The organism is Pseudomonas sp. S11P7 (genome assembly GCF_023195435.1).
GTDB lineage: Bacteria > Pseudomonadota > Gammaproteobacteria > Pseudomonadales > Pseudomonadaceae > Aquipseudomonas > Aquipseudomonas fluorescens_G.
Window position 1 is genome coordinate 1,419,815 of record NZ_JALPKS020000002.1, and the last position, 13,892, is coordinate 1,433,706.

Genomic DNA, 13,892 nt, shown 5'->3' on the forward strand with positions numbered 1-13,892 from the left:
TAGAACTCACGCTTATGAACGTAACGATTTTGCATGGCTACAGCGCCTCCAACTCCGGTGACGGTTTGCTCGTCGACCTGGCAATCGCGCTGGTGCAGCGCAACTTTGGCGAAGACACCGCGATCAGTGTTGTCGCCTCCGACCCGGACTCCTTCAACTACCTGCCGCACCCGCGCTTCGACGCGCCGGTGATGGCCGCCAAAGGCCTGGGCCGAGTCAAGCAGGCGGTGTTTCTCAACCAGTCCTACGCCGGGCTCGCGGATCTGTTGAAAAAGACCGACCTGATCGTTGGCGTCGGTGGCGGTTACATGCGCTCGAAAAGCGCCTTCGAACACATCAAGTTGAAGATCGGCCACGCCAAACAACTGGAGACCGCGATTCTCAGCAAGGTGCCGTCGGTGTACCTGCCGCAGAGCATCGGTCCGTTCCATGGCGAAAGCAGCAAGATCGTCGAGCACTACGCCAGCGCTGACGCGGTGTTCGTCCGCGATAATCGCTCCTCGGCGATTTTCGACGCCTGCGAAAACGTCTACCGCGCGCCGGATCTGGCGGTGCAGTCGCTGGCCAGCAAGATTCTCCAGCAGCCCAAGTTCACCCGTTGCGCCGCGTCGCCAGCCACGGTGTGCGTGGTGCTGCGCAAGCCGCCGGAGTGGAGCAAGGAAAAGAAAGTCGCTTACGTCGCCAATCTGAAGTTACTTCTGCAGCGCCTGAAGAACAAAAGCAAAGTGGTCTGCGCCGTGCAAAGCGCGGTGCGTGGCAACGATGACGGCGCGTTCTATCGCGAACTGGGCATCACCGAAGATCTGCTGTCGCTGAAAGCCACGATCGCCAAATATCAACCGGACCTGGTGATCTCGGTGCGTCTGCACGGCGCCATCGAATCGCTGCTGTCCGGCGTGCCGGCGTACCACATCAGCTACGAGCGCAAAGGTTTTGGCGCCTATCAGGACATGGGCGTCGACGACTGGGTGATCAACGGCGGTGACATCGACGTCGACACCATCATCAACACGGTTTACGCGCCGAATGCCTTGGCGGATTTCGGCAAACGCCTGACCGACACCTGCCGCGAGATCGAGGCAAAAACCGTGGCCATGGACGAGATCATCAAGGGTGTCGTTCGATGATATTTCGCCTGTTGCTTCGCGGCGGGGCATTGGGCGCGAAGTTTCTGCTGGTGCTCGCGATCACCCATTACCTGGGCTACGAGGCGCTGGGGTTTTACGGCGTGGTGGTAGCGGCGTCGCTGATCGCGTCGAAGTTCTACAGTGTCGGGTTCAGTTCCGAGATCAATCGTTTGATCAGTGTGGGCGGCAGTTCGCGTCGGGTGGTCGACAAAGTCCTGCTGCTGTATCTGGCAGTAGGGCTGCTGTTGTCGGTGGTCACGGTGCTGATCTATTCGCTGTTTCAGCAGGTCGAAGCGAGCGCTGCGCTGATCCTTTGCGTGACGTTGGTATTGCTCACCGAGCACCTGTCGTTCGAGATCAACTCCTTCGTGTTTTCCGCACAGAAAGCCACCGCTGGGGCCTTGCTGTTTTTCATCAAGACCGGTCTGTGGGCGGTGTTGGCGGTGGCCGGGATGATGCTCGGCTGGGTCGCGGGCATCGCCAGCGTGTTGTGGCTGTGGGTGGCTGCCAACGTGCTGGTGATCGTCGCTGGTTACCTGATCATGGCGCGGGTCCACCAGGGCCGGGAAGCGGCAGTGCTGGAGACCGCCACCGTGTGGAAGGCCGGGCTGCCGTTCTACCTCGGCACCGGGTTGATCGCGCTGAGTCAGTACGCCGAGCGCTTTCTGATCATCGATCTGGAGCCCTACGCCAGCCTTGGTAAATACGTGTACGCGTGGTCGGCGGCGAACACCTTGCAAGCGTTGTCGTATGCGGTGGTGGCGGTGGTCGGGATTCCGGTGTTGGCCAAGCGCTTTCAGGCTGATCAGCAGGCGTTCACGGTCAAGCAATTGTTCGTGAACAAGTGGGTGATGCGCTCGCTGCTGGTGTCCGCCGTTGTGGCTGTAGCGATCTACGTGTTTTTCAATCTGGTGCTCGATTACGTCGCCACCAGCGTGCCGCGCCCGGATAACGCGATTCTCGGTGTGCTGATTTTTTCCTTTGCGCTGCGGGCCATCGGCGACATCGTCTGGGGCGGTTTGATTGCTTCGAAAAACAGCCGGGTGTCGCTGGCCAGCGCGGCGATCTGCCTGTTGGTTTCGGTACCGGTCAGCTACGTGTTGATCAAGCACTACTCGATTTATGGCGCGGCGTGGGGCAACGTCTTCGCCGTCGTCGTGCAGCTTGCAGTGATCGCGCTGCTGACCCGTGTCACCGCGGCGAAGAAGGCTGCGTTGTCATGGGCTTGAAGTTGCCGTGCATCGAGTTTCGCGGCAAGCGACTCGATTCCTCGATTTCGTTTCTGATCCTGTTTACCGGGTTGTTTTTGTCGGTGGCGATGCCGCTGTTGGTCCCGCGTGATCCGGGGCCGGATGCGATGACTTTGTGGTCGTCTTACGCGCGCGCCGACAACTGCAATTTCTGGAACCCGTTCTCGCCCGATCGCTCGTCCTACGAGTGCTCGGCGTTCCTGCTGCGGCCCACCGGGATCAACCTGACCAATGCCTGGGCCTACGGCATGTTCTGCAATTTTTTCCTCACGGCGATTCCGGTGGTGGTGTTTCGGCGCATGCCGCTGACGATCTTCGGCACGTTGTGTCTGTGGGGCATCGTGCGTTCGTTTTTCCTCGAGAACCTGACCAAGGAAATCATCGTCTCGGTGGCGGTATTGAGCATTCTGCTCAGCTCGTTGACACGCAAATATCGCGGTGGTTTTTTCCTCTCGGCGGTGATTTACGGCGTGCTGATCCGGCCGTACTGGATTCTGTTTTCGCTGTCGTGGGTCGGCGTCTGCGTGATGAAAAAGTACGTGTCGCGCACGACGTTCTTCCTGATGTTGTTTTTGTTTTACCTCGCGGTGGCCATGTCGATCCAGATCGCCCTGGGTTTTCCGGTGTCGTCGATTCGCGCCAGTAACAACGAACTGCGCACGGCGGGGGAGGAGGGCTCGAAGTCGTTGATCGTCTCGTGGCTCAGTGGCAGTGATTTCGTCTCGCAGGCGCTGGACTCGATGATCATTTTCTTCCGGCTGTCGTTCCCGGTGGAGCTGATTCTGCTGTCCGGGCCGGGTCAGGTGATCTTCGTTGCGCTGATGATCATGACCGCGCTGCTGCTGTTCAAAGTCATCACCTCGACCGATTACAAGGGCGCGCCGATCCAGACCAAACCCAAGGAACTGATCGCGATCCCGTTGGCGTTCCTGCTGGTGCAAGGCCTGTTCGAGCCGGACTTCGGTTCCTTCGCCCGGCATTTTTCGATGGTGGTGCCGGTGCTGTTCGTCGGCCTCGGCTTGATGCTGCGAGCGAACAAGCCGGTGCAGGTTGAATCCCGAATTCTGAATTGAGGCAGGTGCTGTATGTCGAGCAAGAAAAAGTCCCTGGAGATCGAAACCCTGCGTGGCCTGGCGTGCCTGTTGCTGGTGCTGTACCACGTCATCGGGCCGCTGGGCGGTGGGTTGAAGATCGATATCGGCTCGCCGTTCCGGGTTATCGCCGACTCGATGGTGTACGTGCGCATGCCGCTGTTCACCTTCATCTCGGGCTACATCTATTCGATCTACAAGATCCGTGGCAATGACTTCGCTGCGTTCTTCAGCGGCAAGGTGCGCCGTTTGATCGTGCCGCTGTTTTGCGTCGGCGTGCCGTTCTCGGTGCTGCAAGCGGTGGGGCCAGGGGTGAACAAGGATGTCGGCGTGATCGACGCGTTGCTGTCGTTCTGGGTGCCGATCAACCACTTCTGGTTTCTCCAGGCGGTGTTCATCATTTTCATCTTCGTCGGCCTGCTGGAGTGGCGCGGTCTGCTGCGTTCGGCGACGCGCCTGTATGGCCTGTTTGTCTTTGCTGCGCTGTTGTTTCTGCTGCCGCCGTTGCCGCTCGATGCGTTCGGCATCAACGGTGCGATTTACCTGCTGCCGTTTTTTGTTGCGGGGATGATCGGCCAGGAAAATGTCGATGTTCTCAAGCAGCGCTTCAAGGTGCTCGGGCCGCTGCTGTTTGTGCTGATCTCGCTGACGCTGCTGTACGTCGCAGCGATCGATCGCGAGTTGATCGTTGATCGGCGCAGCCTGATCGGGCTGGCGGTGGGGTGTGTGTCGTGCATTGCGTTGTTGTCCAGCGACATGCGTTCGAAAGCGCTGACCTGGCTCGGTGGTTATTCCTATGCGATTTTTCTGTTTCATGTGCTGTTCGCGGCGACTTCGCGGTTTGTCCTGGGGCGCCTCGGCGTGAAGGATGAGAGCCTGCTGGTGCTGGGCGGGTTGAGTGTTGGTTTGCTCGGGCCGGTAGTGTTGGCGATGATTTTCAGCCGGTTCAACTTCACCTCGGTGTTGTTCCTCGGTGAGAAAGCGACCAGGAAGAAACCAGCGGCGGTCATCGCTCCAGTGGTGCAAACCCAGAGCAGCTAAAAGCTTCGCGAGCAGGCTCGCCCACATTGAATGTGTGGGCGACACAAAACCCTGTGGGAGCTGGCTTGCCAGCGATAGCGACCTGTCAGACACAGATTTGATAACTGACCCACCGCCATCGCTGGCAAGCCAGCTCCCACAGGTTTCATGACATGAACACATGTTGTGGATGACTCAGGATCCTGTGGCGAGCCTGCTCGCGCGGGGGCCATTCCAGACTGAAGGAAATTTTGCATGGTGGCAGTTGATAATGCCCAACCCGTTTCTGCATCGGTGATTCAGGTCGGCGACGCCCGTGAGCGCTTTGCCCAGTGGCGCGAGGGCAAGGCCGGCAAGGTGTTGTCGGTCTCGGTGATCGGCGACAGCTACACCGCCGGGCAGGATTTCTACCTGAACAAACTGGTGCAACGGGTGGCCGGCGAGACGGGTTTTGCCGGGCCGGGTTACGTCGGTTTCAACCACGGCGCGGCACTCGGCGGCACGCACTTCAAATACACCCGCAGCAGCGATCAATACTTTGGTGGCGGCTGGAAAGTCTCCGAGCTCGGCCAGGCCAGCCCCGACAGCCGCACCGTCACCGGCCGCGCCGGCGCCTGGCTGCAGGTGGATGCCAAGCCAACGCCGCGCATCGATACGGCGGTCACTCAGGCGAAGCTGTTGTATCTGGGCAACGGCGAACCGAGCGAGTTGCGTTATCGCTGGTCACCCGCGCAAGACTGGCAACCGTTGAAACTTGCAGGTTCAGGCGTGCAGGAAGTGCCGCTTGCCGGCCTGTCGACGGCGAAAGACTGGTCGTTCAGGCTCGAAGTGCAGAAAGGCGCGCCGACTTTGTTCGGGCTGTGGATGCGCAACGATCAGCCCGGCATTCGCGTGTCGAAACTGGCGGCATCGGGTGCGGCGTCGGCGGATTTTTATCACGCTGATCGACAATGGCAGGCGCAGTGGAAAGCGGCGGTAGCGAAAATCCCCGCCGACGTTTATCTGATCATGCTGGGCGGCAACGACCAGGGCTTCGGTGTGAAGCCCGAGCAGTATTTGCATAACGTGCAGGGTCTGGTCGGCATGCTTCGTGAGATTCAACCGGCGGCGAGCATCAACCTGGTCATGCGCCAGGACACCACACGTTCCAGCGCTTACCCGATGGCAGCGTATGCGCAAGTGCTCGAACCGTGGGCGCGTGAGCAGCACTTGGGGTTTGCCAACCTGCAATGCGCCTTCGGCCCCGACGTCAAACGCTACGCCGCGGCGATGATCGGCCCGGACAAGATTCATCCGCTGCCGGCCACGGGCGGCAAGGTGATTGCCGATTATTTCTACGGCTGGATCATGGGGGGGCAAGACTGACTGCACCGCTGCCTCACGATGATCGTTCCCACGCTCTGCGTGGGAATGCCGCCCGGGACGCTCCGCGTCCCTTCGCCGGGTGACGCAGAGCGTCACAGCATGCATTCCCACGCAAAGCGTGGGAACGATCAGTTCTGTGTGCAGGCGTCGACCTGGTCGAGCAATTCGGCGAGCTTCTGCGGCATCAATCGCGCATCACAGCGGGTTTCGACGTTGATGATGATCGCCGGGTCGTTGCAGCAGATCCGCACGCGAAAGCGCCAGTCACTGAAGATCACTTTCAGGCCATCGCGGTCATCCATTTCCAGCGCCTGCTCGCCATACAGCGTTTTCAAATGCGCGAGCAGGGGATAGGGATCACGCATGGGCCGGCGAATATCGCCGGACGCCGGAAACACGCCGATCCGCTCCACCAGCAAAATCGTGCCCAGCCAGGTTTCGTTGGCGCTGGGCAACGGCTGATGGCGCGACAGCCAGCTCATCATTCCAAGGTTGTCCACCTCACGTTCAATCTCTGCTGAATAGTGTGCAATGTTCATGCTTGCCTGCCTGAAATAATGAGTGAATCGGCGATGCTTGAGCCGTCTCAGCGGCCCTTGAGGTAAACGTTTTCGTAGCAGAAGTTGGTCGCCTGCAAGTAACCCTCGGCGTCACCACAGTCGAAGCGCAGGCCTTTGAATTTGTAGGCCAGCACGCAACCGTTCTGCGCCTGCTTCATCAGCGCGTCGGTGATCTGGATTTCCCCGCCCTTGCCCGGTTGGGTGTCGGCGATCAGGTCGAAAATATCCGGCGTGAGGATGTAGCGACCGATGATCGCCAGGTTCGACGGCGCGTCTTGCGGTGCCGGTTTTTCCACCATGTGGTTGACCCGGTAGATGCCTTCGGAAATCAGCTCGCCGGCGATTACCCCGTACTTGTGAGTCTGGTCGGCCGGGACTTCCTGGATGGCGACGATCGAGCAACGGAATTTCTTGTACAGCTGGATCATCTGCGACAGCACGCCGTCGCCTTCCAGGTTCAGGCACAAGTCATCGGCCAGTACCACGGCGAACGGCTCGTCGCCAATCAACGGGCGGCCGCTGAGAATTGCGTGGCCGAGGCCTTTCATTTCCACCTGACGGGTGTAGGAGAAGGTGCAGGTGTCGATCAGCTCGCGGGTGCCGGCGAGGAATTTCTCTTTTTCAGTGCCGCGAATCTGGTGTTCGAGTTCGTAGCTGATATCGAAATGGTCTTCCAGCGCACGCTTGCCGCGCCCGGTGACGATGGCCATGTGTTGCAGCCCGGCGTCCCGCGCTTCCTCAACGGCGTATTCGATCAACGGCTTGTTGACGATCGGCAGCATTTCTTTCGGCATGGCTTTGGTGGCCGGCAGAAAACGCGTGCCATAACCGGCAGCGGGGAACAAACATTTACGAATCATAAAAGTATCCTGGACAGTCATGGAACACAGGCGACGGTTGCACACCTGAGCAGGCGGCAAGTTTCAATAAGGATTGAAGGCTTACTTTAATACCCGAGTCAGGTTATTCATTGCAATGATCAGGCAGCTAAAAGCCGACAATGTTAGAGGATGTCGGTAAGTGCCTTGTTAGTTATTTTTAGTCGGTATCTGTTGATAGTGATGAGTGCGCCGGGAGTGCTAATAAGTAACGGCAATACAGTGTGACCTGCAAAAATATTTATTGCCAGTCATTGAACTGAATTTGTTTTCGGTTGTTGTCGCCTTGTTTGTGTCGACTGTGACACAGGTTCGATAAACAAGGCTTGACACGTTACTTGTCACTTATCCAAAAGACGGACCGCGCTATGAAGATTCTGGTAACGGGTGGCGCCGGCTATATCGGCTCGCATACCACACTTGCATTGCTTGAAGCAGGTTATGAAGTTGTGGTTCTGGATAATCTTTGCAACAGCAGCGATGCGGCACTGCATGCCGTGGAAGCGATATGCGGCAAGAGTGCCTGGATGATTCGCGGCGATGTCTGCGACCGCGCGTTGCTCGACCGGATCTTCCGTGAGCATCAGATCGAAGCGGTGCTGCATTTCGCCGGGCTCAAAGCGGTGGGCGAAAGCGTGCGCAAGCCGCTCGAATACTACGAAACCAACGTCGGCGGCAGCGTCACGCTGTGTCAGGCGATGGCGGCGGCGGGGGTGTTCCGGCTGGTGTTCAGCTCTTCGGCCACGGTGTATGGCGAGCCTGAGCAGATGCCGATCAGCGAAGATTTCCCGACCGGCACGCCGACCAATCCCTACGGCCAGTCGAAGCTGATCGTGGAGAACGTGTTGCGTGATCTGAGCCGGGCCGAGCCGCGCTGGAGCATTGCCTTGCTGCGCTACTTCAATCCGATCGGCGCGCACCACAGCGGCCACATGGGCGAAGACCCCAACGGCATTCCCAACAATCTGGTGCCGTATATCAGCCAGGTCGCGGTCGGCAGCCTGCAAGAGTTGTCGATCTTCGGCAACGATTACCCAACGGTCGACGGCACCGGGGTGCGTGATTACATCCATGTGGTCGATCTCGCGGACGGGCATCTGAAGGCGTTGCAGTCGATCGGCGAGCGCAGCGGCATTCACACCTGGAACCTCGGCACCGGCGATGGCTACAGCGTGCTGCAAGTGCTGCAGGCATTCGAACAGGCCTGTGGGCGCCCGGTGCCGTACCGGATGATGCCGCGTCGCGCCGGTGACATTGCCGAAAGTTTTGCCGATGCTTCGAAAGCGGCGAAAGAACTTGGCTGGAAAGCCACGCGCAACTTGCAGGACATGGTCGCCGATACCTGGCGCTGGCAATCCAATCATCCCAATGGCTACTCGCGATGATGGCCAATTAGTCCAATGTTATTTTCAGTCAGGTTGTTAGATAACGTCGGGAAATTACACTGGCAATGCCTTTTGCAAGTCCGTAGATATAAGCCTGCCGTTCGACTTTTATCAGTTGCGTTTGACTGTGAAAGAACAACGGATCTTGTTCGCGCTTTTTGCGGACTTGAACTCTACCACCGCTAACACAGGCCGGTTTTTTAACAGGTCGAATGTTAGAAAGGAGTTGATATGAAAAAAGTGATGGCAGTTGCCCTGTTGACGATGTTGAGCAACTGGGCTGCCGCCGCTGAAGCGCCGTTGACAGCGGTAACCAATGTAGGTGGCAGTGTGGCGGCTTCTCAAGCGCCCGCAGCGAGTACTGCAATGGTTGCCAGTGCTGTAGCGGCGTCCAACAGCGGTGGCAGTGCCAACGGCGGTACCACCGGTACGACGGGTACCACCGGTACAACCGGCACGCATAACTAACAGGAAGTTCTGTTAGTGCAGTACAGGGTCGCCCGACGCAAGTCGGGTGACTTTGTTTTTGGATTCGCCCTTGAATAGCGTAGTGCCATTATGACTCGTAGTGTTTATCTTTTAATGTTGGCAAGTCTCGCTTTGCAAGGTTGCATGTTTTCCCCCGGTCAATACCTCAGCACCAGCGACATCACCCGCCAGGGCGCGAGTGAAAGCAGCCGGGTCGAGCTGATTCCGATCACGCCGAAGCTGATCGCCATGAACCGCGCGACGCAAAAGCACGAGTCGCTGCCGGCGGAGTTGTTGGCGACCCCCGCCGAGTACCGCATCGGCAACAACGACGTGCTGTACATCACCGTGTGGGATCACCCGGAGCTGACGGCCCCGTCCGGCGCGCAGCAACAGATCGATGCCAACGGCCGTCTGGTGCGTTCCGACGGCACGCTGTATTACCCGTTCATCAAGGAAGTGCAGGCCGCCGGCCGCACCATCCAGCAACTGCGCGCGGACATCGAGCAGCGCCTGTCGGCGTTCATTGCCGAGCCACAGGTTGACGTCGCCGTGCTGCGTTTTGCCAGCCAGAAAGTCGTGGTTACCGGCGCGGTCACCAAGGCTGGCCCGCAAGCGATTTCCACCAACCCGCTGAGTGTGGTCGAAGCCCTCGGCTCGGCCGGTATCGACACCAACAACGCCGATCTGTCCGGGCTGTTGCTGACGCGCAACGGGCGCACGTATCCGCTCAATCTCGACGCGCTCAATCAACAGGATTCCGAGTTGCAGAACGTCTTCCTCAAGGGCGGCGACCAGTTGTATCTGCCGTACAACGACAACAAGCGCATCTACGTGATGGGTGAGGTCAACCAGCCGCGCGCGTTGAGCTTCAAGACGGCGACGATGAACCTCTCCGACGTGCTCGGCTCGGTCGGCGGCTTGAGCCAGACCAGCTCCAACGGTAACGCGGTGTACGTCATTCGTGGCGTGGAAAACCTCGATGTCGAGCCGGCGAAGATCTATCAGCTGGAAGCCGAATCGCCGACCGCCATGGCGCTGGCCTCGCACTTTCAGGTGCGCCCGCAGGACGTGGTCTACGTTGGCCCGGCCAACGTCACGCGCTGGAACCGCTTCATCAGTCAGTTGGTGCCGTCGGCATCGATTGTCGGCACCGGGGCTTCCGCGGCGAAGAACTGGAGCGAATACAGTAACAACAGCAAATAAGGTCGCCGACTGTGAATACGTTGAAAGTTGGCGTCTGCCTGTGCGCGGCGGTGTTGCTCAGTGGCTGTAATCCGCTGATGAGCGCGTCGCTGAACAACCTCAAAGCCGCAGTGGTCGGCCCGGACGAAGTGGACGTGACGGCCGCGGAAGTGGCCGCGGTCAATTACCCGCAACTGAAGCTGACCACGCCGTCCGGCTCCGGCGTGCTGGCGCTGATGCGCGAGCGCGAAGACCTGCAGTTCTGGGTCGCCTCCGGCAAGCAAGTCCTGCTGCTGCGCGATGGCCTTGCCGTGCGCAGCATTGGCCTGGGCCTGGAAGGCGATCTGGACGGCACGCGTCTGGCCGATGACTCGCCGTTCAAGCGCGGCCTGCATCACGTCGCCGACGGCTTCACCACGCGTCGCTGGATTGATCTGTACAAGGGTCAGGAAGTCGGGGTGATCGTCAACAGCCGCTTCAGCCGCCGCTCGGACACTACCCTGAATATACTCGACAAGGAATACGCCGTGCTGCGGGTCGATGAGCAGATTGACGCGCCGGCCATCGGCTTGCGCGCGACCAATCATTATTGGGTCGATCCGCGCGACGGTTTCATTCTGCAGAGCGAGCAGCAACTGACGACGCAGTTGCGCGTGAAGGTCGTGCAGTTGACGCCTGCTCGCAGGCACCTGCCGTGAAGGGCCTGAGATTGTGGTCCGCGGGTCTGATCCTGATGACCGGTGTCAGCCAGGCTGCTGTCACCGTATCGGGCGATGTCGCCAATCCCGGGCCGATCCCGCTGCCACCCGGCGGGCGCTTGCTCGATGTGATCAGCGAGGCCGTGCCGAACGCCGAAGGTTACTGGCTCGCCGGCGGCTTGCTGCGCCAGTCGCTGATCGAACAGCAAACGCGGCTCAAGGTCGGTGTGCTGTTCGATCTCGAGGTGCTGCAGCGCATGGCCGTGCTGTTCGACAAACCGAGCCGTGTGGCGCTGGCGCAGCGTGTCGCTGAAGACGTGCGGCAGATGCCGGTGACCGGTCGGCAGATCGCCGATCTCGACCCGGTCGCGGTGGAAACCGGTTTCGCGCGCAACATTCGTCTCGAGGATGGCGATCGTCTGGTCTATCCGAAAAGGGTCGATGAAGTGCAAGTGCTGGGCGCCGTCGCCGCGCCGTGCCACTTGCCGTATCAGCCGTTGCAGGAGGCGCGTGAGTACCTGCAGGGCTGTTCGATTCTCGACGATGCCGAAGCCGATTATCTGTGGCTGATCCAGCCCAACGGCGTGTCGCGACGCGTGGGCATTGCTCACTGGAATCGCGAGTCCGGGCAATTCCCGGTGGCCGGCAGCAAGATTCTGGTGCCGCTGAAAAATGATGATCTTGATCCGCCTCTTCCTGAACTGAATCAGCAGTTGGCCGAATTCATTGCCACGCAGCTGGCCGAGGTGGTTCGTTGAAGTTACGTTTTGCAGCTGTGTTGTTATTGCCCTGCGGTCTGGCGCACGCCGAGCCGCGCATTACCCAGAATGACTTCGGTGGCACCGGCCTGTGGCAGACGCCGACCGCGCGCATGGCCCCGGCGGGGGAGTTGAGCGTCAACGCCAACCGCACCGATCCGTACAGCCGCTACAGCGTGTCGTTGCAACCGCTGGACTGGCTCGAGGGCTCGTTTCGCTACACCGCGATCACCAACCGGCCGTACGGCTCGGAGGCCCTGAGTGGCAGCCAAAGCTATAAGGACAAGGCGGTCGACGCCAAAGTCCGGCTGTGGCAGGAAAGCCATTGGGCGCCGGAAGTGGCGCTGGGCTTCCGGGATATCGGTGGTACCGGTTTGTTCTCCAGTGAATTTTTCGTCGCCAACAAACGCTTCGACAATTTCGATTTCAGCGCCGGCATCGCTTGGGGCTATATCGGCAATCGCGGCGACTTTGACAACCCGCTGGGATACGTCAGCAGTCGCTTCGATACCCGGCCTGCGCTAGAAGGCACCGGTGACGTCAACTCGGGCTCGTACTTTCGTGGCCGGCCTTCGTTGTTCGGTGGCGTGAGCTATCAGACACCGTGGGATCGCCTCAGTCTGAAGCTCGAGTTCGAAGGCAACGATTACAAAAACGAACCGAAGGACAACGAGATCAAGCAGGACTCGCCGATCAACCTCGGCGCAGTATTCAAAGTCACCGACTCGATCGACGTCAGCGCGGCGTGGGAACGCGGCAACACAGCGATGTTCGGCGTGACCTTTCACACCAATTTCGTCAGCCGCAAAGCCCCGGCGAAAACCTACGACCCGACCCCGGAACCGCTGCCGGCGAAAGCCCCGACCGCGACGATGGAGCAGGTCAATTGGGCCGACGTATCGAGGCGCTTGCAGCAGAACGCCGGCTACAAGGTCGAGCGCATCGCCCAGCGTGATTCCGAGCTGATCGTCTACGGCGAGCAGCAGCGGTATTTCCATTCGTCCAAAGCCGTTGGGCGGGCGAGCCGGATTCTCGATAACAGCGTCAACGACGACATCGACTGGTTCACCGTGGTCAACAAGCGCTATGACTTGCCGCTGGAAGAAACCAGCCTGCCGCGCCAGACCTTCCGCGAAGTGATCAACAACGAGGAACCGCTGGAGTCGCTGCACCGCACCACCGAAATCAACCCGGCGATGCCGCACAACGAGACGACCCTCTACACCGAGGCGCCGCAGCATTTCAGCTATGGCGTGGGTCTGGGCTTCAAGCAGAACGTCGGTGGCCCGGATGGCTTGCTCTATCAATTCAGCGCCGATGCCGACGCCGAATATCGCTTCAACCGCAACACCTGGTGGAGCGGCTTGCTCAGCGCCAACCTGGCGAACAACTTCGATAAATTCAGCTACGACGCGCCAAGTGGATTGCCTCGTGTGCGAACCGATCTGCGTCAGTACCTGACCACGTCCAACACGACCATGCCGCTGTTTCAGGTCAGCCATGCCGAGCAACTGGATAAAGACCTGTATGGCATGGTTTACGGTGGTTATCTGGAGTCGATGTTTGCCGGCGTTGGCGCCGAGGTGCTGTTCCGCCCGACGGGCGAGCGCTGGTCGCTGGGCGCGGACCTGAACTGGGTGCGTCAACGCGATTTCGATCAGGGTTTTGCCTTGCGCGATTACTCGGTGGTGACCGGGCACATCACCGGCTACACCGACCTGCCGTTCGACACGCTGGCGGCGGTCAGTGTCGGTCGCTATCTGGCTGGGGACTGGGGCACGACGGTGGATATCTCGCGGGAGTTTTTCAACGGCGTACGCGTCGGCGCCTGGGCGACGATCACCACCGCCAGCAGCGCCGAATATGGCGAAGGTAGCTTCGACAAGGGCCTGTACCTGTCGATCCCGTTCGACGAAATGATGAGCATGTCGACCATGCGCCGCGCCAACCTGGTCTGGGCCCCCTGACCCGAGACGGCGGCGCGAGGCTCAATCGCAGCTATCAATTGCATTCGATGACCGATAGCCGGGAAGGCGATATGTTCTATCGCAATTTCGAAAAGATAACCGAGTAGACGCTGATCCCCGCTACAACACAGATCCCCTGT

Annotated in this window: 12 protein-coding genes and 1 pseudogene; 11 read left to right on the forward strand and 2 right to left on the reverse strand. The window is 59.7% G+C overall.

Annotation, left to right across the window (positions count from 1 at the left end; translation table 11 throughout):
- Positions 1–14: 14 nt before the first annotated feature.
- From M0746_RS06545 to M0746_RS06565, 5 genes are all read left to right on the forward strand, one after another.
- Positions 15–1,127: a polysaccharide pyruvyl transferase family protein gene (locus M0746_RS06545; protein WP_258448551.1), complete on the forward strand. Its 1,113-nt coding sequence runs from the start codon at positions 15–17 to the stop codon at positions 1,125–1,127.
- Positions 1,124–2,356, forward strand: a complete 1,233-nt coding sequence (locus tag M0746_RS06550; protein ID WP_258448552.1) for a phosphoribosylaminoimidazole carboxylase — start codon at positions 1,124–1,126, stop codon at positions 2,354–2,356. Before M0746_RS06545 ends, M0746_RS06550 begins: the two co-directional genes overlap by 4 nt.
- Positions 2,347–3,450: a hypothetical protein gene (locus M0746_RS06555; RefSeq protein ID WP_090284683.1), complete on the forward strand. Its 1,104-nt coding sequence runs from the start codon at positions 2,347–2,349 to the stop codon at positions 3,448–3,450. Before M0746_RS06550 ends, M0746_RS06555 begins: the two co-directional genes overlap by 10 nt.
- A 12-nt stretch (positions 3,451–3,462) precedes the next feature.
- Entirely contained in the window at positions 3,463–4,509 is a 1,047-nt protein-coding gene (locus M0746_RS06560; protein WP_258448553.1) for an acyltransferase family protein, read from the forward strand.
- A gap of 234 nt (positions 4,510–4,743) precedes the next feature.
- The gene (locus M0746_RS06565) at positions 4,744–5,853 is read left to right on the forward strand and encodes an SGNH/GDSL hydrolase family protein (RefSeq protein ID WP_258448554.1); all 1,110 of its coding nucleotides are present in this window, start codon (positions 4,744–4,746) and stop codon (positions 5,851–5,853) included.
- Between the two features lie 128 nt (positions 5,854–5,981).
- Here M0746_RS06565 and M0746_RS06570 read toward each other — a convergent pair whose 3' ends face one another.
- On the reverse strand, positions 5,982–6,392 hold the full coding sequence (locus tag M0746_RS06570) for a mannose-1-phosphate guanylyltransferase (RefSeq protein WP_258448555.1): 411 nt from the start codon (positions 6,390–6,392) through the stop codon (positions 5,982–5,984).
- Positions 6,393–6,439: 47 nt separating this feature from the next.
- A complete protein-coding gene (gene galU / locus M0746_RS06575) occupies positions 6,440–7,273 on the reverse strand; it encodes a UTP--glucose-1-phosphate uridylyltransferase GalU (RefSeq protein WP_203418767.1) in 834 nt (277 codons plus the stop codon).
- A 386-nt stretch (positions 7,274–7,659) separates the two neighbouring features.
- Between galU and galE the strand changes: the two genes are divergently transcribed.
- The 6 genes and pseudogenes from galE to M0746_RS06605 all read left to right on the forward strand — a co-directional run bounded on the left by galE (position 7,660) and on the right by M0746_RS06605 (position 13,859).
- Positions 7,660–8,676 (forward strand): UDP-glucose 4-epimerase GalE, encoded by a 1,017-nt coding sequence (gene galE, locus M0746_RS06580; RefSeq protein WP_258448556.1) that lies wholly within the window; start codon positions 7,660–7,662, stop codon positions 8,674–8,676.
- A 231-nt stretch (positions 8,677–8,907) separates the two neighbouring features.
- Positions 8,908–9,144, forward strand: a complete 237-nt coding sequence (locus M0746_RS06585) for a hypothetical protein (RefSeq protein WP_016775457.1) — start codon at positions 8,908–8,910, stop codon at positions 9,142–9,144.
- Between the two features lie 144 nt (positions 9,145–9,288).
- On the forward strand, positions 9,289–10,350 hold the full coding sequence (locus M0746_RS06590) for a polysaccharide biosynthesis/export family protein (protein WP_093099929.1): 1,062 nt from the start codon (positions 9,289–9,291) through the stop codon (positions 10,348–10,350).
- A gap of 11 nt (positions 10,351–10,361) precedes the next feature.
- Positions 10,362–11,027 carry a YjbF family lipoprotein gene (locus M0746_RS06595; protein ID WP_090284669.1) on the forward strand — a complete coding sequence of 222 codons (666 nt, stop codon included), beginning with the start codon at positions 10,362–10,364 and terminating at the stop codon, positions 11,025–11,027.
- Entirely contained in the window at positions 11,024–11,785 is a 762-nt protein-coding gene (locus M0746_RS06600) for a capsule biosynthesis GfcC family protein (RefSeq protein WP_258448557.1), read from the forward strand. Before M0746_RS06595 ends, M0746_RS06600 begins: the two co-directional genes overlap by 4 nt.
- Positions 11,782–13,859 (forward strand): annotated as a pseudogene (locus M0746_RS06605) (YjbH domain-containing protein). The gene M0746_RS06600 and the pseudogene M0746_RS06605 overlap by 4 nt, the downstream one beginning before the upstream one ends.
- Positions 13,860–13,892: the final 33 nt, after the last annotated feature.

Excerpts from the sequence above, each read along its gene's own strand:
- M0746_RS06570 (WP_258448555.1), bottom strand. The coding sequence starts at position 6,392 with ATGAACATTGCACACTATTCAGCAGAGATTGAACGTGAGGTGGACAAC.
- M0746_RS06565 (WP_258448554.1), top strand. The coding sequence starts at position 4,744 with ATGGTGGCAGTTGATAATGCCCAACCCGTTTCTGCATCGGTGATTCAG.
- galU (WP_203418767.1), bottom strand. The coding sequence starts at position 7,273 with ATGATTCGTAAATGTTTGTTCCCCGCTGCCGGTTATGGCACGCGTTTT.
- M0746_RS06585 (WP_016775457.1), top strand. The coding sequence starts at position 8,908 with ATGAAAAAAGTGATGGCAGTTGCCCTGTTGACGATGTTGAGCAACTGG.
- M0746_RS06560 (WP_258448553.1), top strand. The coding sequence starts at position 3,463 with ATGTCGAGCAAGAAAAAGTCCCTGGAGATCGAAACCCTGCGTGGCCTG.
- galE (WP_258448556.1), top strand. The coding sequence starts at position 7,660 with ATGAAGATTCTGGTAACGGGTGGCGCCGGCTATATCGGCTCGCATACC.
- M0746_RS06550 (WP_258448552.1), top strand. The coding sequence starts at position 1,124 with ATGATATTTCGCCTGTTGCTTCGCGGCGGGGCATTGGGCGCGAAGTTT.
- M0746_RS06555 (WP_090284683.1), top strand. The coding sequence starts at position 2,347 with ATGGGCTTGAAGTTGCCGTGCATCGAGTTTCGCGGCAAGCGACTCGAT.
- M0746_RS06590 (WP_093099929.1), top strand. The coding sequence starts at position 9,289 with ATGTTTTCCCCCGGTCAATACCTCAGCACCAGCGACATCACCCGCCAG.
- M0746_RS06545 (WP_258448551.1), top strand. The coding sequence starts at position 15 with ATGAACGTAACGATTTTGCATGGCTACAGCGCCTCCAACTCCGGTGAC.